The organism is Porphyromonas uenonis DSM 23387 = JCM 13868 (assembly GCF_000482365.1).
Taxonomy (GTDB): Bacteria; Bacteroidota; Bacteroidia; order Bacteroidales; family Porphyromonadaceae; genus Porphyromonas; species Porphyromonas uenonis.
The window spans coordinates 92,363-119,126 of record NZ_KI535310.1 but is presented as its reverse complement, the minus strand read 5'-3'; the positions used below and the strand labels follow the sequence as shown (position 1 = coordinate 119,126).

At 52.7% G+C, this 26,764-nt stretch carries 27 protein-coding genes, 1 tRNA gene and 3 pseudogenes; 7 read left to right on the top strand and 24 right to left on the bottom strand.

Translation table 11 applies throughout. The features are described 5' to 3' along the window. Window positions 1–232: 232 nt before the first annotated feature. From cas2 to L215_RS0109030, 11 genes and pseudogenes are all read right to left on the bottom strand, one after another. Window positions 233–523, bottom strand: a complete 291-nt coding sequence (gene cas2, locus L215_RS0109075; protein WP_025883166.1) for a CRISPR-associated endonuclease Cas2 — start codon at window positions 521–523, stop codon at window positions 233–235. Continuing rightward, window positions 523–1,554: a type I-C CRISPR-associated endonuclease Cas1c gene (cas1c, locus tag L215_RS0109070; RefSeq protein WP_025883165.1), complete on the bottom strand. Its 1,032-nt coding sequence runs from the start codon at window positions 1,552–1,554 to the stop codon at window positions 523–525. The genes cas2 and cas1c overlap by 1 nt, the downstream gene beginning before the upstream one ends. Then, window positions 1,551–2,228 (bottom strand): CRISPR-associated protein Cas4, encoded by a 678-nt coding sequence (cas4, locus tag L215_RS0109065; RefSeq protein WP_025883164.1) that lies wholly within the window; start codon window positions 2,226–2,228, stop codon window positions 1,551–1,553. Before cas4 ends, cas1c begins: the two co-directional genes overlap by 4 nt. Before the next feature lie 77 nt (window positions 2,229–2,305). Further along, a complete protein-coding gene (cas7c, locus tag L215_RS0109060; protein WP_025883163.1) occupies window positions 2,306–3,169 on the bottom strand; it encodes a type I-C CRISPR-associated protein Cas7/Csd2 in 864 nt (287 codons plus the stop codon). Between the two features lie 11 nt (window positions 3,170–3,180). Next, window positions 3,181–5,028: a type I-C CRISPR-associated protein Cas8c/Csd1 gene (gene cas8c / locus L215_RS0109055; RefSeq protein ID WP_025883162.1), complete on the bottom strand. Its 1,848-nt coding sequence runs from the start codon at window positions 5,026–5,028 to the stop codon at window positions 3,181–3,183. Beyond that, complete coding sequence (cas5c, locus tag L215_RS0109050; protein WP_025883160.1) at window positions 5,025–5,741, bottom strand: type I-C CRISPR-associated protein Cas5c; 717 nt, start codon at window positions 5,739–5,741, stop codon at window positions 5,025–5,027. Before cas5c ends, cas8c begins: the two co-directional genes overlap by 4 nt. A 4-nt stretch (window positions 5,742–5,745) precedes the next feature. Beyond that, a complete protein-coding gene (locus L215_RS0109045) occupies window positions 5,746–8,064 on the bottom strand; it encodes a CRISPR-associated helicase/endonuclease Cas3 (protein ID WP_025883159.1) in 2,319 nt (772 codons plus the stop codon). A 231-nt stretch (window positions 8,065–8,295) separates the two neighbouring features. Next, a pseudogene (locus L215_RS10450) lies at window positions 8,296–8,412 on the bottom strand (cell filamentation protein Fic); the annotation flags it as partial. A 156-nt stretch (window positions 8,413–8,568) separates the two neighbouring features. Further along, on the bottom strand, window positions 8,569–9,585 hold the full coding sequence (locus tag L215_RS0109040; protein WP_007364817.1) for an SPFH domain-containing protein: 1,017 nt from the start codon (window positions 9,583–9,585) through the stop codon (window positions 8,569–8,571). Between the two features lie 20 nt (window positions 9,586–9,605). Then, a complete protein-coding gene (locus L215_RS0109035) occupies window positions 9,606–10,061 on the bottom strand; it encodes an NfeD family protein (protein ID WP_025883157.1) in 456 nt (151 codons plus the stop codon). Between the two features lie 15 nt (window positions 10,062–10,076). After that, window positions 10,077–10,562: a glutathione peroxidase gene (locus tag L215_RS0109030; RefSeq protein ID WP_025883156.1), complete on the bottom strand. Its 486-nt coding sequence runs from the start codon at window positions 10,560–10,562 to the stop codon at window positions 10,077–10,079. A gap of 67 nt (window positions 10,563–10,629) precedes the next feature. On the opposite strand from L215_RS0109030, the pseudogene L215_RS10000 reads away from it, so the two are divergent. From L215_RS10000 to L215_RS0109005, 6 genes and pseudogenes are all read left to right on the top strand, one after another. Further along, window positions 10,630–10,788 (top strand): annotated as a pseudogene (locus L215_RS10000) (helix-turn-helix domain-containing protein); the annotation flags it as partial. 5 nt (window positions 10,789–10,793) lie between these two features. Beyond that, window positions 10,794–11,096, top strand: a complete 303-nt coding sequence (locus L215_RS0109025) for a helix-turn-helix domain-containing protein (protein WP_027451674.1) — start codon at window positions 10,794–10,796, stop codon at window positions 11,094–11,096. Between the two features lie 253 nt (window positions 11,097–11,349). Continuing rightward, a complete protein-coding gene (locus L215_RS0109020) occupies window positions 11,350–12,081 on the top strand; it encodes a toxin-antitoxin system YwqK family antitoxin (protein ID WP_025883153.1) in 732 nt (243 codons plus the stop codon). 15 nt (window positions 12,082–12,096) lie between these two features. After that, window positions 12,097–12,666, top strand: a complete 570-nt coding sequence (locus L215_RS0109015) for a LemA family protein (protein ID WP_018027751.1) — start codon at window positions 12,097–12,099, stop codon at window positions 12,664–12,666. 3 nt (window positions 12,667–12,669) lie between these two features. After that, window positions 12,670–13,713 (top strand): DUF3137 domain-containing protein, encoded by a 1,044-nt coding sequence (locus L215_RS0109010; RefSeq protein WP_025883151.1) that lies wholly within the window; start codon window positions 12,670–12,672, stop codon window positions 13,711–13,713. Between the two features lie 47 nt (window positions 13,714–13,760). Beyond that, window positions 13,761–14,468 carry a DUF1266 domain-containing protein gene (locus L215_RS0109005; protein WP_025883150.1) on the top strand — a complete coding sequence of 236 codons (708 nt, stop codon included), beginning with the start codon at window positions 13,761–13,763 and terminating at the stop codon, window positions 14,466–14,468. 101 nt (window positions 14,469–14,569) lie between these two features. Here the strand turns inward: L215_RS0109005 and L215_RS10180 are convergent. After that, window positions 14,570–15,115 (bottom strand): annotated as a pseudogene (locus L215_RS10180) (site-specific integrase); the annotation flags it as partial. 542 nt (window positions 15,116–15,657) lie between these two features. Between L215_RS10180 and L215_RS0108995 the strand changes: the two are divergent. Then, entirely contained in the window at window positions 15,658–16,029 is a 372-nt protein-coding gene (locus L215_RS0108995) for a DMT family protein (protein ID WP_025883149.1), read from the top strand. Between the two features lie 25 nt (window positions 16,030–16,054). Here the strand turns inward: L215_RS0108995 and L215_RS0108990 are convergent, their stop codons facing one another. From L215_RS0108990 to L215_RS0108935, 12 genes are all read right to left on the bottom strand, one after another. Continuing rightward, complete coding sequence (locus L215_RS0108990; RefSeq protein ID WP_025883148.1) at window positions 16,055–17,074, bottom strand: glycosyltransferase family 2 protein; 1,020 nt, start codon at window positions 17,072–17,074, stop codon at window positions 16,055–16,057. A gap of 8 nt (window positions 17,075–17,082) precedes the next feature. Further along, window positions 17,083–18,432 (bottom strand): tRNA (N(6)-L-threonylcarbamoyladenosine(37)-C(2))-methylthiotransferase MtaB, encoded by a 1,350-nt coding sequence (mtaB, locus tag L215_RS0108985; RefSeq protein ID WP_025883146.1) that lies wholly within the window; start codon window positions 18,430–18,432, stop codon window positions 17,083–17,085. Continuing rightward, complete coding sequence (locus tag L215_RS0108980) at window positions 18,429–19,031, bottom strand: chromate transporter (protein ID WP_025883145.1); 603 nt, start codon at window positions 19,029–19,031, stop codon at window positions 18,429–18,431. The genes mtaB and L215_RS0108980 overlap by 4 nt, the downstream gene beginning before the upstream one ends. A 12-nt stretch (window positions 19,032–19,043) precedes the next feature. Continuing rightward, window positions 19,044–19,574 carry a chromate transporter gene (locus L215_RS0108975; protein WP_027451673.1) on the bottom strand — a complete coding sequence of 177 codons (531 nt, stop codon included), beginning with the start codon at window positions 19,572–19,574 and terminating at the stop codon, window positions 19,044–19,046. A 15-nt stretch (window positions 19,575–19,589) separates the two neighbouring features. Continuing rightward, window positions 19,590–19,787 carry a hypothetical protein gene (locus tag L215_RS0108970; RefSeq protein WP_025883143.1) on the bottom strand — a complete coding sequence of 66 codons (198 nt, stop codon included), beginning with the start codon at window positions 19,785–19,787 and terminating at the stop codon, window positions 19,590–19,592. A 14-nt stretch (window positions 19,788–19,801) separates the two neighbouring features. Further along, window positions 19,802–20,698 carry an MlaD family protein gene (locus L215_RS0108965; protein WP_025883142.1) on the bottom strand — a complete coding sequence of 299 codons (897 nt, stop codon included), beginning with the start codon at window positions 20,696–20,698 and terminating at the stop codon, window positions 19,802–19,804. A 16-nt stretch (window positions 20,699–20,714) separates the two neighbouring features. Then, on the bottom strand, window positions 20,715–21,821 hold the full coding sequence (locus L215_RS0108960; protein WP_025883141.1) for an N-acetylmuramoyl-L-alanine amidase family protein: 1,107 nt from the start codon (window positions 21,819–21,821) through the stop codon (window positions 20,715–20,717). Between the two features lie 180 nt (window positions 21,822–22,001). Next, a tRNA-Lys gene (locus L215_RS0108955) sits at window positions 22,002–22,074 on the bottom strand. A gap of 466 nt (window positions 22,075–22,540) precedes the next feature. Next, complete coding sequence (locus L215_RS0108950; RefSeq protein ID WP_238296604.1) at window positions 22,541–22,882, bottom strand: DUF2023 family protein; 342 nt, start codon at window positions 22,880–22,882, stop codon at window positions 22,541–22,543. A gap of 71 nt (window positions 22,883–22,953) precedes the next feature. Further along, window positions 22,954–23,454 carry a flavodoxin gene (locus L215_RS0108945; protein ID WP_025884032.1) on the bottom strand — a complete coding sequence of 167 codons (501 nt, stop codon included), beginning with the start codon at window positions 23,452–23,454 and terminating at the stop codon, window positions 22,954–22,956. Between the two features lie 167 nt (window positions 23,455–23,621). Beyond that, the gene (locus L215_RS0108940; RefSeq protein ID WP_027451672.1) at window positions 23,622–25,712 is read right to left on the bottom strand and encodes a protein-disulfide reductase DsbD family protein; all 2,091 of its coding nucleotides are present in this window, start codon (window positions 25,710–25,712) and stop codon (window positions 23,622–23,624) included. 22 nt (window positions 25,713–25,734) lie between these two features. Further along, complete coding sequence (locus L215_RS0108935; RefSeq protein WP_025884033.1) at window positions 25,735–26,760, bottom strand: pseudouridine synthase; 1,026 nt, start codon at window positions 26,758–26,760, stop codon at window positions 25,735–25,737. Window positions 26,761–26,764: the final 4 nt, after the last annotated feature.

Below are 26,764 nucleotides of genomic sequence, written 5' to 3'. Positions count from 1 at the left end.
GTTTCAATTCACGCACCCCGTGTGGGGTGCGACTGCGATGCCCAAAGGTACGCATTAGTTGAGGATTAGACGATGATGAACTGCGAATGGGAGACTAAGAGCAGGCGTATTCGTCGTGTTGGAGGTGGTTGCGAGTAGGTATGTGCTTGGATATCAGCGTATGCGAATAGTGTGCCTTTTCACTGATCGCTTGGCATTCGCAGAGGTGTACAAGAGCGAACGAGTCGGACCGCTAAATGAGTAGCACGCCCTCAGGATCTACGCCTTTTGTTTTGCCAATGGTGGTGATCTTAGATTGGTAATTGGTGCCGAGGTGGTAGATGCGCAGGGAGTCGCTCGAGAGGTTGATCGTGTCCGTGAGAGTAGCCTCTAGTTCGACCCTTTGGGCAGGAGAGACGAGGCACTCGAAGACCGAGTTTTGGACACGCTGGCCGTAGTTTTGGCATATCTTCGCCACTTGGCGGAGTCGCTTAGCCCCGTCTGGTGAGGCGGTGTTTACATCGTAGGTAACAAGTAGGTACATCAGCTTTGGATTAGGAAGACAGGGTAGTCGTCGAGGTCTCCTCGGAGGCATCGGGCTAGGAGTAGCGCCTGAGCATAGGGGAGTAGTCCTATCGGTATACGCTCCTGGAGGAAAGGGTGCGTGATCTCTTCTCGCTTGCGTTGTTGCCAAGCGGCTAGGAGCTCTTTGCGGGGTTCGTCTCTGAGGATGTAGCCATTTTCGCCCTGGGTGATGAAGTCTGAGGGGGCTACTTGTCGTTTGTTGATGACAGTCAGGACGAAGCGATCCACGATGTAGGCGCGAAGCTCCTCCATAAGGTCTAGGGCAAGGCTTGCTCTGCCTGGTCTGTCCGTATGGAGGAAGCCCACGTATGGGTCCAACCCTACGGTCTCCAGCGCTGCCGTGACCTCGTGGGCGAGGATAGTGTAGAAGAACGAGAGCAACGCATTGGTCTCATCGCGAGGCGGTCGTCGGGATCGTCCCTCGAAGGTGAACTCTGGTCGCCTTATGAGGTGGTGAAAGAGGACAAAGTACTGCTGCGCCGCTAAGCCCTCTACGCCCATAACGGCCATGCGGTCACGCTTGTAGGCTAAGCTTTTCTGCAAAGTTTTGAGCTGGCTGAGTGCCTCTTGAAAGGTTGCCTCCACGCCCTCTGTCGGGTGGTAATCTCTCACATATCTGCTCAACACCGATCGCTGGTTGGCTATCTTGGCCGAGATAAATAGTGCGGCGAAGTGAGTCGCAGCTGGTTCGTCGTCAGCGATGCGGTACTGGGTACGTCTCAGGAGGACGTTGCCCCTCGTGGAACCCTCTAGCGAACCTATATAGCGACCTGTGGGTGTGAGGAATGTGAGCTTAACACCCTCCTGCACGCAGAGCTGCATCAGCCCAGGCGAAGCACCCATATAGGAGAATGTGATGATTCCCTCGAGGTTGTGTATTGGTATGCGAAAGGTCTCTTCGCCATCTACGCGTGCCACGACATTGGTGCCGTCCTTGAGCAGGTAGACATTGGGCGTAAGAATATAGAGGGTGTTGAGTAGCTTTCTCATAAGGTGAGTATGTCGTGATGCTTTAGGTAGCTCCTGGCCGATCGGTGTGATGCGATGCGAGGCATGCACTCATCGAGGAGAGAGCAGGAGCGGCACTGACGGGTGTAGTGCGCTGGTATAGGCGTGCGCTGCGCAAAGGCCTCGTGCATCTTACGTGCCACCTCGTAGCACGCTGTCCGCAAGGCGTCGTCCATCTTGACCTGCAGGCGATGCCGTGTCTCTCCATAGTAGAGTGCACCGCAGGGAATAGAGACTTGGTACAGCTCTTCAAGGGCTATGACCTGAGCGCAGAGCTGCAGTTTGTCAGCGAGGTGAGTTTTAGGCTTGCCACGCTTATATTCGACAGGAGTCGCCTGCCACGCCCCTGGATACTTAGGATGTCGGAAGGGGCTTAGGCTATGATCCCGTAGCGGGGTCAACTCCACTGCGTCGGATAGCCCGTATAGCCCTAAAGTGTAGGAGACGAGTGGCACTCGCCTCATCGTGATCGTGTCTCCCACGCGAGCGCTCAGCTCAGGTTGGTCCACACGCTTGTGCAGGATCTGCCCTAGCGCTGTGAGGTGGTTGTCGTGCCATAGTTGCTCTAGGGTGATCAGTTGCCACTGACGTGGACAGAAGCAGTAGTGCTGTATCTCGGAGATTGTCAGTAGCTCTTCGTCGCTGTAGCGTCTCATGGGGAAGAAGGTCGTTTTAGAGAAAAGCCCCTGCCGTAGTGGAGTGCGCTACGGAAGGAACTTTCGTGTAAAGCGGGCTAGACGAGCTCGATGACCTCGACTCCCTGGAGTCCGTTGCGATCGATCTGGACGGTGTAGTCGGAGAAGTCGCGTGCGGGACCCGTGAGTCCCTCACGCCGTGCTACGGAGACACGCTCGAAGAGCTTGTGCGCAGGCGCATTGCCCAGAGGCGAGTCATGCTTGAAGATGATCAACTTCTGCAGGCTCATAAGTCCACGGGCTGCGGAGTGATCTAGGTCAAACATATTCTGGAGTGCCTCCCAGAAGCGATTCAAGTCATCTTCCGTGAAGCCTGTGTCCTCGGCAAAGTGTGGCGTCACGAAGCCATACATCTTATATAGTCCGTAGGGCACGGTGGCTTTGCGCCCCATGGTGCGGTTGCCGCCCTTGTCGTCAGCCTCTTCGTTGGCCTTTTGCTCCTTAGCATCTGTGGCAGCCATACGTGTGATGGTATGCTCGTGGGGGAAGATCGGATCAATGGAGCGTGCGAAGGTTAGCTGAATGGGACCACGCACCTGACCAGCATTGTTGCCCGTGGAGAGGACAGCTCCGAAAGCACGTATGTCGTAATACTTCTGACACATGAGGGCGCGAGCCTTGTCACGGTCTGAGGCGTTTTTCGTCTTAGCATCCTTGCCTGTAGCCTCTTCGACAGCCGCATTGATGGAGTCATTGAGGACAGAGTTCTCTCTGACGAAGATCCCTTGGTCAGTCGCCATCTGTATGTAGTTGCGCACCTTGCGCTTGATACACACATCCGTGACGAGTCCCTCGCCAGTCTCAGGGTCTACGCGGGGCAGGTTGCCACCATCAGGGTCTCCATTGGGATTGCCATCCTTGACATCAAAGAGTAGGATGAAGTCATATCTATTCTGTAACATGATTATATGGGTTATTGTTCTGTTTCTTCTGTTGGGTTGGTTGTCTCTTCCTTCCTATAGGTATCAACTTTCTGATGATAGTAGCCTACGGCAAAGAGGCTCTGCTCATCTAGCGAGAAGGTCGCGGGGAATGTGGGCGCCTCAGATGGGATCAAGGCGAAGATCTCTCCGAGGAGCTTCTCGAGGTTTACTGCTAATCCAGGCTTCTCCTTGCGTAGCTTGCTCAGGTGGTGGTTGGACAGTGCGATGAGTCGTCCCATCACCATGTTAGGGCGAGTGGAGGCGCTAGCGTAAAAGCGATCTCGTATGGTCGCATTGACCCCTTTGCCTAGTGAAGCCTGCTGGATCTGCTCGAGGACGGCAAAGAGGCGTCCGGCGAGGTAGGCGATGTTGTCGTTTTGCTTGTCTAAAGCCATATCTAGTTCTTTTAGATGTTTGTATATTCTTGCTTTGCGGTTGATGCAGCCCTTGAGAATGGCCGCTCGTAGCTCGGAGACTGTGCGCTCCTGCGTGATGCGGTTGACGCAGGCCTGCTGGAGGGTCATCGGATAGGGATTGCCACTGAGGATGCTCTCGACGATGCTCTGCACAAGGTTCGTGGCGAAGGTGCTCGACTTGGAGGGTGTGGAGACACTCTTAACGATGCCATAAAGTGAGCGTAGGGGCGGGTTCTCCTCGTCCACGTTGCCAGTCCAGCTGATGATGTTCATATCGACGAGATGCTGGTAGACTCTGTCGAAGATCTCGGACACAGTCCCCTGCTGCCAATACTTGATGGTGATGCGTCCGCCCGCTGTCAGTCCGAGGACGTAAAACTGTCGCTCGTCTTCCCAATGCTCTCCTTGACCACGGTTACCACGGATAGCTTTGAACTGCTCAAGTACTTTGTAAGTGTCCTGAGTTGGGCTCGGGGCTTTCTTTTTACTCTTACCTCTTCGCTTAGGCTGCTCATCGTCTGTGTCGGATTGCTCTTGAGTTTCGTCATTCCTTACTCCTTCGAAGGTTACGGTGCGAAAGGTCTCGTTGATACTAGGATCGTCAAGATCCGAATTCCAAAAGACATAGCTGATGTCTCCGAGCGTGTAGCGTGTCTGCTCATTGCGGAGCAAGTCGTTGAGAGCCGTGGTATGGGCAAAGGAGGCGTACTTAGATATCGGCGCATTCTCGCCCTGCTTCTTGCCATAGGAAAGGTAGGCTGGATCGTTGAAGCTGGCTATCGTGGCTCCCGCCTGCGAGCCTGGAGCTACAATCCGAGCATGAAAGGCTGCTAGGGGCTTTTCCTCTCCCGTGATGAGGCATCGCCCAAGATTGTCCTCCGTACTGTAGGCTTGAGCGGCAAGGTCGTACGCATCCTCTTGTGTGGCTAGAAGCTCTGTGTCACCTTGTAGCTGGAAGGTCATCCAGTCTGATGCTAAGATGCGCTCGGTCTGAGCCTCTTCGGGGAGAGGCGTCTCGGCTCCGAGGTAGTGGTCGTAGAAGCGACAGACCGCTTTAAAGCTGGCATTGTCTGGATAGTGCTCAGCGATCTCTGACATAACCCGCTTGAATTCCTCTAGACGGTCCGTGCTGGGTGACACCCCCTCGGCACTCTCTTCATACCCTAGGATATACTTGCGATTGTCCCAAAAGGGTTGTGCGGGTGGACACTTGCCGCTACGCTTTAGTCCAGCTGGAACTAGATAGTCCTGCCCCTTGCTCTTCTTGTCACTTGGATCTTTGAGGTCTTTTAGTCTGACGAAGGTGCCATCTTCGCGAATGACGATGACCCAGCGAATGGGCTTGACCTCTAGTCCAGGGGTAGCAATGCGATGTGCCTTGCGCATCGCTTCGTAGTAGTTGTATAGTGCTTGTAGGATCATCTCAGTATCTCATTACTATCCATCGGGGGGACGGTGATGACACCCTCGGTCATTTGCGGATGATAAAACATGGCTGGGGGATTCTTCCTATCCCGCTCGAAGTCCATGTCGTAGAGCATGATGCTCAGGTCGCGACTCTCAGGGATAGGCTTGGGCTCTAGGGATGTTTCCCCATGCTCTAGGTCCACATACTCAAAGGCGCAAGTGAACTCACGACACCCTAGGTAAGGCATCATGAAGCACTGCCCAGCCTTGGCTCTGCGCTCGAATATCTCTTGGTACTTTCTTGGGTTCTCCGCTTTACGCTCGGCTTCGTTGTACTCCTCGTTGTAGTGCTTCTGACAACTAGCTGAGCGGTTTCTGACGGGGATGTAGACCATCTTAGCATAGATCCGATAGTCTACGTCACGCAAGATGTAGGAGGCACGCTGTCTGCGATCCTCTGAAACGTTGATGCCTGTACTTCCTTTGCTCATGATAGAGGCCACCTCGTTTCGCTTGATGGTAAACCGCTTGATCGGAGCTAGCACCTCTATCTTAGTGATCTCCCAACGTATGGCGGGCTTCCAGTAGATCGCCTGAAAGATGGCGCGCGCTGCACTGGGCGTGATCACATCATAGCTGACACGCTCCACCTTCATCTCGGGGCGTGTAAAGCAAGCGAAAGGACCACGCACACGCAGGCAGTACTCCTTATCTATATACTCTTCCATATGTTTATGCTGTCATGAATGTTGATGTCTGATCGATTATCTGTATCCCAGTCTCCGTGCTGTAGAGCTTATCATCGGTTAGATAAGCGATGCCGTTCTCACTCGCTGAGATGCTTCCCCTCAAAGTTAAACAATCTTTTCGTTTTAGACCAACGGTAAGACGATTCATTTGTCGGTACTCCTGTCGTGTCAGCGGAAGGTTGTTTTGGAGCTTCTTGATGATCGCTCTCCCCGCATCGCCATAGGGTATAACGATCGGGGTATCCTGATTCTCGATGTATCTGAAGTTCTGGCTCGCTGTCTCATACTCGAAGCGTAGCCCCTCACATCGCTTATCATCCACATCCCAAAGCAGTCTGGAGACCCTTTTATCTTTCTCCTTGGTCTTCTTGTTGTCGAAGCAGTCGACATCATTATAGAATGCCTGGTAGTAGCGCTCGATCTCGCCTCTCTGTGGAGCTCCCTGCTCAGACAGCCGATCAAGCAGATCCTCCAGGGCACCTTGCGCCCAGCTCATCTCACCTGGGATGTCCGTCCCATCAGCAAGGAGAAAAATGTAGACCTCGCCAGGCTCTGCCATACGCCCCTCACGATTGCACCGCCCAGCGGCCTGCATGACTGAGTCTAAACCCGCCATCGCTCGGTAGACCACGGGGAAGTCTAGGTCTACACCAGCCTCGACCAACGGTGTACTGACGACACGCACTGGCTCGCCAGCCTTCAGGCGACGGCGTATCTCCTCTATGCGCTTCTGAATGTGCGCCGAGCACATCCTTCGTGAGAGATGTATCAGCCCCTCGCCTGACTTGTCTTGAGCTTGCAGAGCCGCATAGAGACGAGCCGCATCGTCACGACTGCTCACGATACAGAGGAAGCTCTCGTGCTCGCCCAACCGCTCGGCCAGCTCCTCCGTAGAGAGCCGAAGCGGGTCCCAATGGTAGCGAACCTTGTCAAAGGGCGCAAAGCGCTCAGCATCATAAGGTACGACCTCCTGAATGGGCTCCTCAAGGAAGAAGAACTCATGGCCGATCCGCTTGCTGTCTGATAGGATGTCTTTGTCAAAGACTGGTAGCGTAGCGGTACAGAAGAGAGGCTCCACACGGAAGGCGTAGTGCAGACTCTCCACCACACGCAGGATTGGGTTGAGCAGCCGAGGGGGAAACATCTGCACCTCGTCAAAGACAACGACCGAATTGCAAATGTTGTGTAGCTTGCGACAGCGACTCACACGATGAGCGTAGAGCGACTCGAAGAACTGCACGTTGGTCGTCACCACGAGCGGCACATCCCAGTTTTCCGTCATGAGCTTGGTGTACTCCAGAGCTTCGTCAGCTCGCTCCTTGGCATCTACATCAGAGTGATGCTCTAGCACTTGATCCGCCCCAAAGATGTCCCTAAAGGTTTCCGCTGTCTGGGTGATGATCGAAGTGTAGGGGATGACATAGATGATGCGCTCACACCCCTGCGCTATGGCATGCTCCAGAGCCCACATCATCGAGGAGACCGTCTTGCCTGCACCTGTAGGAAGCGTGAGCGAGTAGATCCTTCGCTTAGCCGTGCGCCCATGGTTGCGACATTGGTCGAGGAAGGCTGCTCGCGCCTCATTGATCCGCCCCTCACGGTTGAAGTGCGACACATACTCCTCTAGCTGAGCGCGCATCTGCTCTAGCGAAGCTTTAGCACTCTGACGAACAAGGCTCTTGTCGGGAGACATAAACCGCTCCGTGTCGAGGAAGTCAGCGTCTACCAAACAGGAGAAAAGCATACGGATCAGCAGCTGGTAGTCTTCTTGGTATTGCTCGTTCCACACCGCAGCAGCCTTGTCCAGAGAGGCTTTGTGAAGAAGCTCTTCAAGCTGGCTCGCCTCAGGTTGGAGTCCCTTGACCAAGTTCGCTACTGCTCTCTTGGTATCACTAGAACTGACAACTTGTCCTCGCCACTCGGAGTCATCGTAGAGCCCTCGGTGGTGAGCCCCGATGCAGAGCGAGAGGATCTTGAGAAGCTGCTGATTACCGCCCACCTGCTTTAAGTCGTAGGCGTAACGTGCTCCTGCGGGGCTGTGCGGGGTGCGCCACCCGTTGAGTGTTGGGTCTAAACCGGACTGCTGACGTATGTATTGCTGGAAGCCCTCCTGGTACTTACCCAAGTCGTGCAGGAGACCCAGCAGGTAACCAATCTCGCCAAGCTCTGGGTAATCGGTGATGTGCTCAGCGTAGCTCTGCGCCAGCTCCGCCACTCCGTGTAGATGATCTAGTAGAGGTTGCGTCTCGTAGGAGCCATCCTCTAGAGCCCTTACGTGGGCTATCTGCTCTGTGTTGCTCATAGTGTGGGTGTTCTTTACTTGTATGATCAAATGGTTTGTAGTCCTAGCCTTTGCTAATCTTACGAGTAGCGATATGTAGGGACGCACGGTCGTGCGTCCGTTGTGTCAAAGGTTACAGCATCAAGGCTTTAACGGGGACGGACGCACGAGCCGTGCGTCCCTACAAAGGGTTACACGTCTGTGCGTCCGTTTCTGTTGCAATCCTTAATGTCAATCTTTATCTTGGGGGGCTCAGTCTTCTTGCTCATAATAATACGAGTAGTCGATCCCCTTCATAAAAGTCGCTCTATCGTTTACCTTATCCGTAAGCGCAGCGTGTAGTAGACCTCTCAAGCTTGTGGCATCTGCCCCATCGGGAGCGAGGAGTTTCAACTGGTTAGTGGCACTAACCAGTTCACGCTCCTCGCTCTTGAGTTTAGTCTTTAGATGAATCGTATTGAGACCTTGCTCATACGCTTCGTGTGAGTTTGCTAGGCATCTATGGCATACGCTACCAAGGCGGGGCTAGTGCTTGCCGACCTTGGTGAGGAGGTTGCCCACCTCGCTGGCGGAGACTTCCTTGATGCCACCGAGGGCGGAGAGGATGCCTGTCGCCTCGTAGGGGAGGAAGAGCGTCTTGTCGGAGCTGTTGCGGCCAATCTTCTCGAGCGTGTCTAGATAGCGCATCGCTATAAGGTACTGAGTAGGATTGCTGCCCGTGCTGGCGACTGCGGAGGTGATGCGCTCGATAGCCTCTGCCTCAGCCTCTGCACGAAGGATGGTAGCACGAGCGTCAGCCTCGGCAGCGAGGATCTGCGCTTTCTTCTCACCCTCGGCATGGTTGACCGACTCAGTCATACGACCCTCAGACTCACGGATCATAGCTTCCTTCTGACCCTCAGCGGTGAGTACCTGAGCACGCTTATCACGCTCGGCACGCATCTGCTTTTCCATCGCATCGCGTATGTCTCGAGGTGGGTTGATGTCTTGCAGCTCCACGCGGTTTACCTTGACACCCCACTTATTCGTCGCCTCGTCTAGGATGTCGCGCAGCTTGCTATTGATCGTGTCACGGCTGGTGAGCGTCTCGTCGAGATCCATCTCACCAATCACGTTACGCAGCGAGGTCTGCGTGAGCATCTCGATAGCTACGGGGAGGTTAGAGATCTCGTAGACCGCTTTGAGTGGCTCGACGATTTGGAAGTAAAGAACCGCATTGATCTCAGTGACAACGTTGTCACGGGTGATGACGCTCTGACGGGCGAAGTCGTAGACATTCTCTCGCAGGTCGATGCGGTCAGTATTGATAAAGCGTACGAGCGTGCCCCCCTTGCTGGATGAAGCTGTGATACGCCAAACCATAGGGCGTGGCTTATCAATGAAAGGAATGATCAGGTTGATACCCGAGGGGAGGGTCTTGAGATAGCGCCCGAGACGCTCCACGATCATCGTCTCAGACTGCTGGACGATGACCAGACCCTTGGCAATGATGTAGATGACGAGCAGGACGAGTACGCCCAGTACGATGAGGGATGCTTCCATATTTGTAGTGTTTGGGGTTGTTATTCGGTTGTTGGTGTGATCGGTTCGACGATCATGACGATGCTGTCATTGCTGACGATGCGGACCATCTCGCCACGTGGGATGACCATGTCGGGAGCGACCGTGCGGGCGCGCCAGTTGTCCCCGTCCACAGCGATGCGACCCGTCTCTCGACTAGCGTCTATGCACTCAGTGACACGAGCCGTGCGCCCGTAGAGCGCCTCAACGCCTGTGCGAGCGGTCTCTTTGTTGCGACTGAGGCGGCGAACCATAGGACGCAGGAGCAAAAGGGCGAGGATCGACCCAATGCAAAAGGTAATCACCTGCCAAGTGATCGAGGCGCCGAGGGCTGCGGGCAGGATCGCCAGCAAAGCTCCTATGCCAAAGCAGGCTACGACGAAGCCGGGCGTAAGCAACTCAATGAAGAGAAGGAGTAGCCCAGCGATGAGCCAGAAGTAGATGGGAGAGTCGAACATAGCTTTAGTTGTGGATTAGAGGAGAGCTTCAATATCCTTGGCTAAGTTCTTCGGGAGCTTAGCCGATCCGTAGCGGGTTATCTCGGTGCCGTCACGGGAGATGAGAAACTTGTTGAAGTTCCACTGTATCGGCTTGACTGGCAGGTCTGAGTCTTGGCTCGTCTCCTCCTTGAGGAGCTTGAAGAGCGGGTGAGCGTGGGGACCGTTGACCTCTACCTTTTGCATGATCGGGAAGGTGACGCCGTAGTTGACCTGACAGAAGTTGCGTATCTCCTCGTCGGTGCCGGGGTCTTGCCCGCCAAACTGATTGCAGGGGAAGCCCAGTAGGACGAGCCCCTGGTCGTGGTACTGCTTGTACAGCTCCTCGAGCCCAGCCAGTTGAGGCGTGTAGCCACACTTGCTAGCGGTATTGACGATGAGGAGCACTTTGCCGCGTAGGCTCGCTAAGTCTAGCGGCTCGCCTTGAGAGGTCAGGACGGTGAAGTCGTATATCGTTGCCATAGTATTTAGAGTTCTGTTTACACTATGACAAAGATACACTTTAGCCGAGAGAATTGCAACAGTCTTCAATGGGGATGTATGCCGAATACTGAACATCACTAAGCGAACATTGCAGCACTATCGGGACTCGTCTGTGCTGCCCTTTATCCAAATCGGACATAAATGCTATTACAAGCGTGAGGATGTGGAAGCTCTCCTCGCTAACTCTAATACTCGTAAAGGTTAACGACTATGGAGTACGAAACTATCAATAAAGAAACACCAGAGATGAAGCAACTCATCTCTGGCATTAAAGGTTTGACGAATCGAGTGAGAAGCATGGCTCAAACTCATCGTCCTCTTTTTGAAGGTGAAATCTATCTCACAGGACGGGAGGTTTGCGAGAGACTGTTCCTTTCCCCTCGTACCCTGCAAGACTATCGGGATAAGGGCATTATCCCTTACACCCAAATCGCAGGGAAAATCCTCTATCGGCTCTCAGACATAAACAGAATACTGAGTGAGAACTATGTCAACAGAAACCTTCATCGGTAATGATGTAGGTCTTCCTTTGTTTTTATCCATTGTTTTGGTCAGAGTATCGCAAAAAAAACTCTATCTTTGCCATTGAGTATCTGTGTATGCTCTTGCCTCTTGATAAAAGAGGCAGGATATTTTCTTATATGCTCGAGAGCAGAGAAACTTAAAGCAACAAAGGACAAAGGAAGCGAAGCAGATAGTTTCACGTTTATTAAACAGGCAATGAAGCAAAAGTAACCAATTAAATAATTGGGCATTCTATTATAATATGAATCGATATATTCTCTTTTTCTTCTCGCTGTTGCTGAGCCTTTCGGTATCGGCTCAAAAGGTGATTCTAAGCGATGAACTCTTACCCCTATCGGGCGAAAACAATACGACAGTTTATTTCGAAAAGGACAGCCGAAAACCCTTGCAGGGAGAGTGGCGTATCAAGCGGGAGCTTGACGAAGAGACTATTTCCTTTTCTAACGGACTGATGGATGGCAAGTACCACCGCTATCGGGATGGTGTACTGAGAGAAACGGGAGCGTATGACCAGGGGAAAAGAAATGGGGTGTTCACGGAGTACTACCAAGACGGCAAAACTGTCAGCAAGATTACCCCTATGAAGAAGGGCAAAATCGATGGCTGTGTAAAAACCTATTTCAAAGACGGTCGTTTGGATTTGGAGAAAGAATACCAGGAAGGTGTGGAAAACGGCTTTGAGAAGCGGTATGACAGCCAAAACGGTGCTCAAATACTTGAGACCCGTTGGGTGAATGGGAAGAAAGACGGGGTCGAGTGGAAACTCACGAAACAGGGAGATGGCGTTGAAAGCAAAGTCACACGAACTTATCGCATGGGCGTGCTACATGGGGCGTACAAAGAAGAAGTTTTGCGCAACGGAAATCCGATTTTGGTTGTAGAGGGACAGTATGCCGATGGAGAACGTTCGGGGGTATGGAAAGAGTACGACGCCACTATGAAGACGACAAGAGTACTAAGAAATAATCGTTGAGACAAGCGAATTTGTATGACTGCATCAATAATTGCTGGGAGTGTCCTTATCGCAATAGCTGTGCTTATACTGATTTGGGGTATAATCACCTCTAATAATCTCATTGCCAAGAAAAACAGGGTGGAACAATGCCGGAGTGGCATTTGTGTGGCACTCAAGCAGAGAAATGACCTTATACCCAATTTGGTGGCATCTCTTAAAGCGTATATGGGACACGAAAATGAAATCCTTACCCGCATAGCCGAACTAAGGTCTCGAGCAGACGGAGCCCCCGAAGCAGAACAAATCAAGGACGGGACAGAAATCTCCGCTCTTCTCAAACAAGTTAAGGCCGTTGTTGAGAGTAATCCGGATCTCAAAGCCAATGAGCAGTTTGTCTATCTCCAATATCAGATAACGGATATGGAGAACGAATTGCAGGCTATACGCCGAACTTATAACGCAACCGTAACGGATTACAACAATGCCGTAGAAATGTTCCCGTCTTCATACATCGCTTCAAGAAAACATCTTGGGAAAGAAGCATTGATACGAATTCCTGAAAGTGAGTTGGGCGACATTCATATCAAGGAGATTTTCGGATAATTGATGAAAGAAGACCACTTGATTGACTTCAAGATTGTCGCTCAACAAATGAGAGGGCAACTAACCCACATAGCCATGTGGCGTAAGATTGTTAGGCTTCTCATTTATTCCGTTTACCCTTTGGCTCTGCTTTGGCTTGCATTCACTATATTCGGAAGGTATATCGTCGATGCTGGCAATTATGAAACCTCACAAATAACGGCAACGTATGTCGTCATATTCTTTGTCGCCTTTGTGGTCCTCAATACGCTGTTCTCTTTATGCCTAAATGTACTGAAGCAGAAAGAGGAAAAAGTAATGGGGCAAATTATCAACCAGCTATTTCCGGATGCAAATTATTCTCCGACAAAAGAAGTAAAGGTGTCCGATATTCGGGCAAGCAGACTATTCGGACCCCCCAATAGGTCGGAGGGTACTTTGCAAGTGGCAAGTTACGGTGCATTGAGTTTCCCAAATCAGCATCAAGCATTGACAATAGCCGATATAGGAGTAACCGCAACAAATGAACAGAATACTAAACCATGGAGATCCTTTAGGCTCCTCTATCGGGCGATTTTCAGTCCGATGTGGGGCGCACAAGTAGAGAGCACGATGTTTAGCTTTAGGGGAATGTTTGGTTACTGCCGTCTTCCAAGAACTTGCAGGGGATTTGTTATGCTGCTTCCCGACCATTTGGAGGATAAGTTGGGCTACTTCGCTCTGACGATACAAAAACTGAGGGAGAGACATAAAGCAAAGTTTGTTTATTTGGAAGACCCCGAGTTTGAACGTCTCTTTACCGTATATGCCGATGACGAGGTAGAAGCCCGTATGATTTTGACCCCGGCAATGATGAAGAAACTTACCGCTCTTCGTTGTTCCTTTACTCATGACTTGATGCTCTCCTTTAGCGGAGATACATTTTATTATGCCTCCAATATGCCAAAAGGATTTCTTCGCCTTAGCGGGAAAACATCATTAAACGAAGACCTATTGCTTGAAATCTACCAAGAGATCGGGTTCTGTCTTTCTGTAGAAGAAATGATGGGGAAGCATGTGGATAAGTAGGAAATATGATATAATAGACTTATGTTTAACTTCAAAATAATACTTGTATGATCTGGAAAATCATCGTGGCAATAGTCGCTGTCTTGATTATTGCTTTTATCGTGTTTGAAATCGTGTCTCGGCTTTTTGCTAAGAAAAATCTGAAAGCCTTTTTGGCTTCTCATCCTCAAACACCGCTCACCGAGGAAAAGAAAAGGTTACTGGTATTTGGAGCCATCTTGTCTTGTTATCGCAGTGAGGACATCCTTAGTATTATCACCGATGATAATATGAATGTATACAAGACGGGGCTTCAAAAACAATGGGGCATTAATGGTCGGGAAGATGCTCTAGAGACGCTAAACGCTCTGCTTAATTTAGAGCAGAGTACGGAATTGGACGAAGTCCTTGCTCAAAGAGGTTCTTCCGAGGAACTTATTGAGCTGCAGACTTTGATAGCAGACGGGCTAAAAACGGATTTGGCTCAAGTCCGGACCACAACCTCCACGTATGCTTGGGACGTATGCCGACTGGTGAGCTTGGCAAAATGGTGTTATTGGTTGCAATACATCAGTGAAGCGGAAATGTGGAAGTACCTCAATGAAGGAGCGCTGAAAGCATCGTCATTAGGCAAAGACTGGAACGACTATACGGTCTCGTTCTTAATGGGCCGAGCCATTCACGGATTTGGTACAGAGGATATTATAGACGATTGTAAGGCTCTATATCATAGAGAGTCTGACACGGATGTGTATTCCAAATACAGCTTTAAATAACTTTTCAAAGCTGACCGAGACCTCTGTGCAAAGGTCTCCCAATGATGGTATAGTCAGTGGTCCTTTACAAAAAGGATCATTGACTATATTATTATCTATGTCTATCTTTCTTGTGAGCAAGAGGAAGTCTTTGACAGCTGTTTTTTTGTCACTCTGTCCATGTCCTTTGAAATCTTCTGGTCGGTGACTTGGGCATAGATTTGCGTGCTGGCAATAGACGAATGCCCCATCATCTTAGCGATGCTCTCGATAGGCACACCAGCCTCTAGCGTTAGCGTGCCGAACGTGTGTCTTGCTCAGTGCCAAGTCAACGGAGTACGGATGCCACAAGCCAACCTCACGGCTTTGAGATGACGGAGTAGCTTCCAGTCGCTCATTGTATCGGGGAATATCTTGTAATCTCCTCTGCTCTGCTCCTTCGTGTAAAGGGCGAGTATCTGCTCCGCTATTGGATGCAAGGGAATCAAACTCTCCACCTCCGTTTTCTGTCTTGCCTTGCGAATATACCGCTTCCCTTCGCTGTTCGTCTCGATTTGCGAAGCTCGTAGCCCTTGTAAATCAACAAATGCCAAGCCTGTAAAGACGGAGAAAAGGAACATTTTTCGGCTTAGTTCTGCCCCTTCATCCTGCAACGGAAATGCCAAGAGGTTGCGAGCAGTCTCTAACTCCATCTCATACGGCTCAAAACAGCACCACAATTGCGGAGTGTTCACTTACTGAATACTCTTCCGTCAGTTACCTACTCCTACCTCTTCGTTACCATTCGGAGAATGGGCTAACGATTTGGTAACGGAACTTCTGCTCAAATCCATCTCTTTTGCACTTTACCTCGCAGTGCAAACCACTGAGATATTGTGCGAACCGCTCTCATTTCCATTCACTTACCCGCAATCCTCTCCCTAATGCCCTTCCCCCTAAAAGTTCCTCCGTTGGAACTGAAAAGTTCCTCCGCTGGAACTAAAGAGTTCCTCCCTTGGAACTAAAAAGTTCCAAAAGGGGAACTGTTTTTGGAACTCGTATGTGCTACGAAGACAGTGCGATACGTCGGACGAGGATGGTGGGCTTTGCGCCACAAACTCGGTCGCGCTCGCTGCTTGACCAGACGCAGAGTGCGGTAAGGTTGCTAACTTTGCACTCCGTAATGAGACTTTTGCAACAGTCTCGTAATGTCTTATCTACAGATTTATCTATGAATCCTTGGTTAACGGTCGCTCTGCTGGTGGTCTCTAACGTCTTTATGACCTTCGCATGGTACGGACACATTAAGCTGGAGCAGATGCGGGTCATCACGGACCACACGCCACTCTATCTGGTGATCCTGCTGAGCTGGTGCTTGGCTTTCTTTGAGTACTCCTTTCAGATCCCGGCCAATCGCTACGGCTACGTCGGCAATGGCGGTGCCTTCAGCTTGATGCAACTCAAGGTGATCCAGGAGGTGGTGTCGATTACGGTCTTTACGCTCTTCTCGGTGATCTTCTTTCGTGGAGAGCCGTTGCAGTGGAACCACTTAGCCGCTTTCGCCTGCCTTGTCTTAGCGGTTTACTTTGTCTTCCTAAAGTGAGACTGTTGCAAATAAAGTAGGAGGCTCAAGAGGGGAGCTGGTCGTAGGTGTGCCGGCGACGGAGGTGGTACTGCCAGAGGAGCGAGTAATGCGCTATGGGCGGGGTCGCTGTGCCCTGATACCAAGGCTGATCGGCGGAGAGAGTGAGCTGGCGACGGGTGCGGTAGAAGTCGCGCACGGCTCGTAGCACGGCTGTGGCGTGTCGGGGCTGTCCCTTGAGGAGGAAGGTGAGGGCGGCGAGCAGGTCTAGCGGCAGACGACAGAGGAGGATGCGCCTGCGAGCATGCCGTGTGGGGAGGTTCTTGTAGAGCATGCGGAGGTTGTTGCGAAAGTTGAGGTAGCTCTTCCTCGGGCTCCCCATCTCGAGCGTAGCTCCTCCGAGATGGTAGACGACGCTGTCGGGGGTGTAGAGGATACGACCGCCCGAGAGCCAGAGCCGCCACGACAGATCAATCTCCTCCATGTGAGCGAAGAAGCTCTCATCAAAGCCGCCTACCTGCCAAAACGCCTCGGCACTGACGAAGTAGCAGGCGCCTGTCGCCCAGAGTATCTCGCACTCCTCGTCATACTGCCCATGATCCAGCTCAACGGTGTCAAAGAGGCGACCCCGGCAGTAGGGATAGCCCCAGCGATCTAGCTCTCCACCAGCAGCGCCAGCGTACTCAAACGCTTCGGGCTGGCGGTCACTGCGCAGCTTGGGTTGTACGGCAGCGAGACCTTCCCTCAGCAAAGCTAGCGGACGGTCGCACCAGTGGGGCGAGACACGTACGTCGCTATTGAGGAGACAATAATAAGGATAGTCGAGCTGGCGAAGCCCTCGGTTGTAGCCCCCTGCGAAGCCGTAGTTTTCGGATAGACGAACGAGCTTGACTTGCGGGAAAGCCTCCTGCAGGTAAGCGAGCGAGTCGTCTGTCGAACCGTTGTCTATGACCACGAGTTCGGCCACCTCAGGCGGTGTGTGCGCCACGAGGTCGGGGATGTACTCCTCGAGGAGCTTGCGCCCGTCCCAGTTGAGGACGACGATGGCTAGGTCGGGACGGTTCATAGGTCGGCTTATGGTTTGGTGGTGAAGGTTTGCCGCCGCACGCTCCAGTGCGCTAGCTGTGCGGGGGTGATGGCTCCGACGAGCTCGGGGTCGTACGGCTGAGCGACACGTATATAGTTGTCGGTGAAGCCCTCCATCATCTCGCCGTGGCGTGTCTCCTCCCAGAGAACGGGGCGGACGGAGCCAGCGAAGGGGGCGCAGAAAGCGTTGTGCCGCTCGCTGGAGAGGGCGAGGAGCTCCTTCGTGCGGAGCTTCTTTTCGGTTGCGGGTACCGCGGGCTTGATCTCTAGAGCTTTGGTGCCTTTGCGCTCGCTATAGGGGAAGACGTGCAGCTGGCTCCACGGTTGCGTTTTGAGGAAAGCCAAGGTCTCGGCATGATGCTCGGGAAGTTCACCTCGCATGCCCGCAATGACATCGATACCGACGAAAGCATCGGGGATCAGCTCGTAGATGAGCCTAAGTCGCTCGGCAAAGAGCTCCGTGTCGTAGTGCCGCCGCATCAGGCGTAGCACGTTGTCAGAGCCAGACTGAAGGGGGATGTGGAAGTGTGGCATGAACTGCGCTGTCTCAGCGACGAACTGGATGATCTCTGGGGTCAGTAGCTCTGGCTCGATGGAGCCGATGCGGCAGCGTGCGATGCCTGCGACTTGTGTCAGTTGGTGGAGTAGCTCTAGGAGCGTTTCGCCTGTGGAGCGTCCGAAGTCGCCGATGTTGACGCCGGTCAAGATGATTTCCCTGCCGCCCAGCTCAGCGACACGCTCCGCCTGCGCCACCAGTGAGGCGATGGATCCGTTGCGACTGACGCCACGTGCGGCGGGTATGGTGCAGTAGGTGCAGTAGTAGTTGCAGCCGTCCTGCACCTTGAGGAAGTGGCGCGTGCGGTCGTCCGAAGAGACGCTCGGCTCGAAGTGTTGGAGCTCTCGGCGGGCGGTTACGTGGGGCGTAGCTGCTTTCGGCTGATTGCGCTTTTGGTAAAGCTCGGTGAGGAGCGAGACGATTTCGCTTTTGCGCCCCGACCCGACGACGAGGTCTACGCCAGGCATCTGTGCGATCTGGTCGCCCTGTAGCTGGGCATAGCAACCGGTTACGACGATGAGCGCCTCGGGGTACTCACGGTGCAGACGGTTGATGAGACTACGACACTTCTTGTCCGCCGTGTCGGTCACCGAGCAACTGTTGACGATGCAGATGTCAGGGACCACCTCCGTCGTGTGGTGGTGCTCGTCAGAGATGCGCTCCACGCCCACGGTCGCTAGCTGGCGAGCGATGGTCGAGGTCTCGGCATAGTTGAGGCGACAGCCCAGCGTGTAGAAGGCAGCTCGCTTGCCAACGAGGGGATGGAGTCGGGGGGTGATCATAGCGAGTAGAGTAAAACGCCAGCAATGCCCGCGAGGACTATGAGCAGGATCGGGTGAACCCACTTCTTGTAAAGAACGAGTCCCGTCACGGCAAAGATGAGGAAGCTGCGGTAGTCGATGAAGTTCTCCGTGACGATGATATTATCCACGGTGATCGGCGTGCCAGCGGGGAGCGTGAGGAGCGTCCAGAGCCCTGGCTGTATCATCAGCATCAGAGCGGCGGCGGCGATGAGTCCGACACTGGCGGGGCGTATGCCGAGGAAGGCGGCATCGACGTAGCGATTGCTCCTAAAAGCTTGAAAGCTTCGGGAGATGATGAGGCAGAGGATGAAGGAGGGGAGCATTACGGCGGTCGTCGCGAGGAGCGAGCCGAGGATGCTGCCACCCGTGACGGAGTAGCCGATGTAGGTAGCGCTGTTGATCCCAATGGGGCCTGGGGTTACTTGGCTGACGGCTACGATGTCGGTGAATTGCTGATTGGTGAGCCAGCCATACTTGTAGACCACTTCGTTTTGGATGAGCGAAAGCATCGCATAGCCCCCACCGAAGCCGAAGATGCCGATCTGAATGTAGACCCAAAAGAGCTGTAAGTAGATCATTGCCTTGCCGTCCTATTTCCTTCTCATGACACTATAAATGATCCCTCCGAGGGCAGAGCCGAGGATAATCCAAACGGGCGAGACGCCCATGAGCCAGACCAGCAGAGCGGATAGGATCGGTATCCAGACCATCCGCCAGGTGCCTTTCATCGCGCGCCACGTGGTGATGACGGGGATCGCAATCATCGCCACCACCGCAGGACGTATGCCATACATGACCCGCTGTACCCAGACGTTGTCATTGACCTCTTGGTAAAACATCGCCAAGAGCAGGATGATGATAAAGGAGGGGAGTGTCGTGCCGATCGCGCAAGTCACCGCTCCGAGATAGCCCTTCAGCCGATAGCCGATGAAGATCGACATATTGACCGCAAAGACCCCTGGTAGCGACTGCGACACAGCAAAGAGGTCGATGAACTCCTCGTTGGTCATCCAGTGGTTCTTCTCCACGACGTCATGCTGTATGAGCGAAAGCATAGCGTAGCCTCCCCCGAAGGTAAAGCCCCCGATGCGAACGAATGTGATGAAGAGTCTCCAAAGCATCCTATCCTAGCTCGCTTATAGTCGATTACGTCGTGCGAAGTAGAGGACGAAGAGCAGGTTGAGCACGAGCAAGCCGCCGCCTCCGAGGAGGACGTAGAGCTTGGCTCCATCAGCGACGGATAGTGCTACGATCATCCCTACGATGACGAGGATTATGAGGACGAAGAGTGTCTTGTCGAGCCAGTTAAGTGGCTTCTTTTTATTGCGTGTCATAGAGAGATTAACGATTAGAAGAGCGAGAGCTTGACATACTTCTTCGGGTTTGCCTTGATATCTCGGATTAGCGCGTCAAGGCTAGTCGTGACGCTGTCGATGCGGTTGTAGAGTCCGTCCTCGTTGAGGAGTCTGCCCACGGTACCGTTGGACTGGTTGAGCCTCTGGGTGAAGCTCTTGAGCTCACGTGAGGTGCTCTCTAGATTGGCTATTGTCTCCTGCAACTGTAGCGAGTCGAGCCTAGAGGCAAAGCTCTCTACATCGCTCGAAGTGTGATCGATACGCTCCATAATCACTGGGAGCGAGCTCAGCGACCGTTGTAGTTGAGCTGACGAAGCGTTGATATGCTGTGCCGACTGGCGCACCTCGGCGAGCGTAGGCTCTATGTTTGGATTGGATAGGATTGCGTTGGCTTGTAGCAAGACGCTATCCATCCGGCTTAGCGTGGCAGAGATGCGCGGTACGAACTCGCTCTGTAGCTGCTCTAGGCTCTTAGCGGATCGGCGCGTGGACATAGGTATGGTGTCCTTGGCATTGAGATAAACGCCTGTCTCTACCTCGGGAAGGATTAGATTGACCAAAGCACCACTAAAGAGCGTCTGGGCTACCTGTACCTGCGTACCTTGGGGTAGCTTGATGCTAGGGTCTAGCGTGAGCGTGAGTATCGTCTCGCCATTGTTGCGGTAGTCGTAGTCCAGCTTGCGGACGGAGCCCACCTTGTAACCATTGACGAAGACTCGTGTAGCCACATTAATCCCCGTCACATCATTCATGGCGACATAGTAGGTCTTAGAGCGAGCAGATATGGTGAGTCCCTTGAGGTAAGTGATCCCTAGGTATAGGAGCACGATCGCCAAGAGGGTGAAGAATCCTATCTTGACCGTCTGGCGTGTGAGTCTTTTCTGTGGCATAGTGTTGCTGAGTCTCTTAGTAAATCTCCTTGTCTCTTACGCCCTTGCGGTAGCGTATGATGTAGCAGTCTGGATAGCGCTTGGCTAGTCGCTTCTGAGCTTGTCGTGCCTCGCTAAGAGAGGTGTACTGCTCAGCCGTGTAGAGGTAAAGCTTGCCACGCTGCTCACGCTGCACATCGGTTAGATTGCGGAAGTAAGAATCGCTCGTCTCTAGCGGTTGACGAGTGGAGGCTATCTGTATGCGGTAGTACTCCTCACTCTCTGAGGTCGTGGCACTTTGCTGTGCTGTAGGCCCCTCGTCAGGTGCCGCTTCGGTGGTCTCCTTTTGCTTCTTTTGCTTCTTGGGGCTAGTTGCACGGATATACTTCTTGTAGTATCTAGAGAAGCCATCAGCGATGCCTTGCGCCAGCTGCTCACGTCCGCTCTGACTGACGAGGTAGTCCGACTCCGCCTTGTTTGTTATGAAGCCAAGCTCCACGAGAATACTCGGCATGGCGGTCTCTCGTATTACGAGGAAGGGACCTTGTCGTACACTGCGATTACCTCGTCCCAGCTTGACAAACGACTTCTGCACTTCGCTCGCCACGTTGATGCTGGCCGTGAGGTGGACGTTTTGCATAAACTCAAAGATGATGTAGCTCTCGGTGCTGTTCGGGTCAAAGCCCTCGTACGTCTCTTTGTAGTCCTTCTCTAGTAGGATCACTTGGTTCTCACGCTTGGATACTGCTAGGTTATCATTGGCACGGCGCAATCCCAGCACGTAGGTCTCTGTGCCAGAAGCACTCGGACTCGGCGCTGAGTTGGTATGGATGCTGATGAAGAGATCAGCCTTCTTCTTATTGGCAAAGTTGGCTCGCTGTCGTAACCCGACGAAGACATCTGTCGATCGGGTCATATATACTTTTATCTCGGGGTGCGCCTGCTCGATATACTTACGAGTCAAGAGTGCTACGGCTAGATTGATGTCCTTCTCTTTGCGTCCGAAGGCGCAGGCACCAGCATCATGCCCACCGTGACCCGCATCGATCACGACCGTATAAGCTTTCTGCTGCGCTAGCAAGTCCTGCGGACAGGCTATCGTGGCAAGAAGTATAGCGAGGACGAGTTTGACCAAAGACTTCATGAGGTGGCTAATAACTACTGGGAGCAAAGGTAAGAAATATAGCGCAAAGCAGCAGAATCTCCATCGACGCATTATAGCCTCTCGAGCTGGGAAAACGCTTATAAAACAAAAAAAGCCTCCCAGTAGTTACCGAGAGACCATCTGAAGATTGTATCACATAAAGTGCTAGGCGACAGTTCGTGAGCCGCATGGGGCTCGAACCCATGACCCCAACATTAAAAGTGTTGTGCTCTACCAACTGAGCTAGCGGCTCGCCCTCATTTGAGATCATAGCGTATGCGCTGATCTCCCTTTGGGCTAAAAACGTGGTGCAAAGGTACGAAAAATATAGATACAGCAACAGACCCCACAGAGTGGGACTCGTCCACGCCTTCAGTACTTCCCGATTCCTACCTAGGAATTTCCCGAATAGCTACCTAGGAATTTGCCCAATAGCTACCTAGGAAATAAAAAATTCTTCGGAGGAATCAAATGAAACTTCGGAGGAATCAAAAAATAAGTCCGAAGAATTTGTCCATTTCCTAGGTAGCAAATCAGAAATATCTACGGAGGAATTTGGGATTTCCTCCGGAGAGATTTGAAACAAGCTGTTGGCGATGGTCCGTTAGCCCTGACTACATACGGCTATAAAGCAATCAGATGATAACGAATCGCTCAGACTACTCCGAGATCTCCGATACCATCCGACTGCCTAACTATGTGATGCCGTTTTTTTTTTGCTAGCTGGCGACTACCTGTCTGGCGCTTTGCTTACGTCGCTGATAACGCTCGCATTGCTGACACGTGTCGTAGCCGAGCAGGGTGCCGAGGATAAAGTCTTCCTCAGGCGAGAGCATCGTCAAGGATCGCCCTTTCACCATCTCAGAGATAATGGCGATACATAGCTTCTTGCCAAAGAAGAGATTGACACGCGGTGACACACTAGAAATCTCCTCTAGATGGTAAGCTATGCCAGCACGCTCCAAGCGTCTCATAAGGAGAGGTGCCACCTCTCTGCTTACAGTGCAGAGAAATAGAGGACGTATTCCTTTCTGAAACTCGTAAACCTTGTCACTCAGCATCACCCACTCGGTCGACATACACACTTAACTAACAGAAAAAAAGAATTATGAAAGAGGCTCGCTTATGCGCGTTATGCCTTCTTGATTGCTTGTACCCAAGTGTCGAGACGATCATCTGTCTCGTCACTCTCGTTGTCTTCGTCTAGACAGCAGCCGATGAGCTGACCGTCCTCCTCACAGCGTGTAGCATCGTAGCTATAGCCATCAGCGGGGATCTGCCCGATGAGGGTAGCACCAGCAGCTTTGACCTGCTCTGCAATCTCTGCCATAGCATCACAGAAGGTGTCAGAGTAGCTACTTGAGTCACCACAACCGAAGACGGCAAACTGCTTGCCAGATAGATCTTGCTTAGCGAGCTTGGGTAGGAAGCCCTCCCAGTCGTCCTGCAGGTCGCCATAGCCCCATGTAGAGGAGCCGAGGATGAGGAGGTCGTACTCCATGGCAGACTCTGGCGTAGCATCAGCTACGTTGTGTACGTCTGCTGCGTCAATCCCAAGTAGCTGGGCAACCTTGTCTGCGATGCCCTCAACGTGCCCCGTAGAGGAGCCGAAGTATAGTCCAGTTTTCTTCATTTGCTTTGAAACGTTATGTTGGTATTTCTGTTTGCAAAGGTAGGAGCTATCTCTGCGCCAGTCAATACCTTAACCTAGGTAAAATGACCTGCTCGCTATACCATAAAATAAGCGAGTCTCTACCATCAAAGTGGCAGAGACTCGCTCTAAGTAACTATGGGAGTTGGCTACTGTGCTGGCTCTTTCTGACGAGCTTCATACTCCTTGAGCCCACCCTTGAGGAAGTCGATATACTTGCTGATATCGGTGTCATGGGCATACGAGGGGCTCAGAGGATTGCCCGCAGGATCGAGGGCGATGTAGTATGGCTGCGCATTAGCGGCAAACTTACTACGCTGCAGGTAGCTCCACTTATCTCCGATGGTGCGGAGCTTCTTGACGGAGCCGTTTTCCTCTACCTCAATGACCTTAGGCAGTGCGGTCTTGTCATCGGTCATAAGGGTGATGAGGATATAGTCATTCTCGAGGATGCCCTTGACGGTGGGGTCGATCCAGACGGAATTTTCCATCTCACGGCAGTTGACACAGCCATAGCCTGAGAAGTCTAGTAGGACAGGCTTGCCACTCTCCTGTGCGTAGCGCATACCAGCGTCAAAGTCGTCAAACTGAGCATGTACTTCACCGTCATATAGGTTGAAGTCTTGCGTGTAGAGTGGCGGTGCAAAGGCGGAGATGGCTTTGAGCGGAGCGCCCCACAGACCTGGTATCATATAGACGGAGAAGGCCAGGGAGATGATTGCCATGAAGAGGCGAGAGACGCTAATCTTCTCCAGTGGGGTGTCGTGCGGTAGGCGTATCTTGCCGAGGAGATAGAAGCCTAACAGTGCGAAGATGATGATCCAGAGTGCGAGGAAGGTCTCGCGGTCTAGGATGCCCCAGCCGTAAGCGAGGTCGGCGACGGAGAGGAACTTGAGCGAGAGCGCTAGCTCTAGGAAGCCGAGGACTACCTTGACAGAGTTGAGCCAGCCTCCACTCTTCGGCATGCTCTGGAGCATGTTGGGGAAGATGGCAAAGAGCGAGAAGGGTAGTGCCAGTGCTAGCGCAAAGCCGACCATGCCGATGGCGGGCGCAATAACCTCGCCTGAGGTGCCAGCCTGTACGAGTAGGGTACCGATGATAGGACCTGTACAGGAGAAGGATACCAACACTAGGGTAAACGCCATGAAGAAGATGGAGAGTAGACCCGTGGTGCTGTCTGCCTTGGAGTCCATCTTGTTGGTCCACTTAGACGGTAGGACTAGCTCGAAGGCGCCAAAGAAGGAGACGGCAAAGAGAACGAGTATAAGGAAGAAGATGATGTTAAAGACAGCATTGGTCGCTAGATCGTTTAGCTTGTTAGCTCCGTAGATACCCGTGATGATCAGACCTAGAGCTACATATATGATGATGATGGAGAGGCCGTAGATCATCGCATCTCGTATGGCAGCCTTGCGAGACTTGGTGCGCTTGAGGAAGAAGCTCACCGTCATCGGGATCATAGGCCATACGCAGGGAGTGATCAAAGCGATGAGTCCACCGAGGAAGCCGTAGATGAAGATGTACAGAAGACTCGCATTGGACTGCTTTTGGTTACGATCGCCATAAGCTTTGAGCTGATCCACGACGGGCGCCCAGTAGCTTGACTCTGAGATGCTCCCTGAGGTAGCTCCAGCGGAGAGCGAGTCGGTCGCTGCGAGCGCTGTCGTCTCTGTGCTATCGGTCTTTGCCTCTGCGTCTGTAGCAGTCGTCTCCTCTGTCGCCTGATCAGATGGACTGGACGCTGTCAAGGCGAGCAGTGGCTTGGAGAGCTGCTTGGAGCTAAAGTTGAAGTCGTAGTCTACCTGCACGCAGTTGTCTTGGCAGGCCTGACCCTTGAGGTAGCCTTCGTAAGCAAAGGCTTTGGCATCGGTTATCTCGAGCCGCTGGGAGAAGGTGACGCTACCGTCAAACTCGCGAACCTCGACATTGAAGATATCGTCGATGTAGCTTTTGGGCTTTTTGTTTGCCTTGAAGCCTCCGAGAGCTTTAGCTCCGACGAGTTTGTCTGTATGAAACGTAAGTGGGACGGGGCCACCCTTGGGTAGGTTCTGATCATAGAGGTGCCATCCACTAATGATGCGGGCGGTGATGGAGACCGTGACTATCTTCTTGCCGTCGTCGGTAATTTGCTGCGAAAACTTGACGGGGTTGACCATTCCACCCATTTGTGCGACGAGGGTGGCGCCGGTGGCAAAGAGAATGCTAAAGAACAGGAATATGTAGGCTATGCGTTGCTTCATGACCTTCGGAGTAAGAATGGTTTTATTGCTGTTTGCTAAAGTGCTTTTTGTCTTGATGCGACACGCTCTCCTCGATGACGAGAGCCTCCTTTTGGGCTGCGGTGAGACGTGTCTGGGCGATCCTGTCTAGGTTGACAAAGGGAGTGTCGATGGTAAACAGCATCTTCTGTCTTTTGATGGGATGGAAGATGATTAGCTCGGTGGCGCGTAGCGCTAGGTACTTGCTGAGGTCTGGGGCGATGGAGTCGCTGGCTCGGTGATCCCCCAGGAGCGGGTGCCCTATGCTGGCGAGTGTGGAGCGGATACTGTTATTACGTGTGAGTAGTGAGAGACTTAGTCTCGTGATGTAAGGACCCGTGGATAGTACTTCGTAGCTGGCTCTAAAGGTGGCAGGCTTCCTGTCTCTGTCAGATGAGGCAGAGGCGCGACGCTTGTCCGAGCCTCTCTTCTTATCCCTCGTGGGGCGGGTCGTTAGCTCACCACTGCTGGTGTCGAGAGCGCCTAGGACGACCGCCTCGAAGCTATTGACGAGGACGAAGCTACGCCACTCGGCTAGCAGGTCTTGCTGTAGCTGTCGATCGCGCGCTACGATGATGATTCCTTCGGTGTCCCGATCGAGACGGTTCAGGAGGAAGATCTTTTCGTTGGGATCAACCTTCTTAAGATGATGCGTCACTACCTGAAAGAGGCTACTCTTGCTGGCGCCTCCCACGGAGATAGTGGGGATGCCTGGGCGCTTGTGCAGGACGATGAACTGCTCGTCACGATAAAGCTCCTCGATGAGCGGGTGCTGTAGCTCCTCGGCGGTACCTATATTGTAGATCTCTATGGAGTCTCCGATGGCGACGGGTGCGTCAAACTGTGTGGTCGTCACCCCGGCCAGCAAGACGCAACGATTGCGCAGGAACTGCTTGACCGTCGTGCGGCTTAACTGTGGAAGTAGTTGGAAGAGCAGCTCGAGGAGAGCGCCCGGCTCAGTCGCTGTGAAGCTGTAGACGCGCTCACGCTGGGGAGCTTTGCGGATATTCTTGGTGGGTTTGGGAGGCATGAGG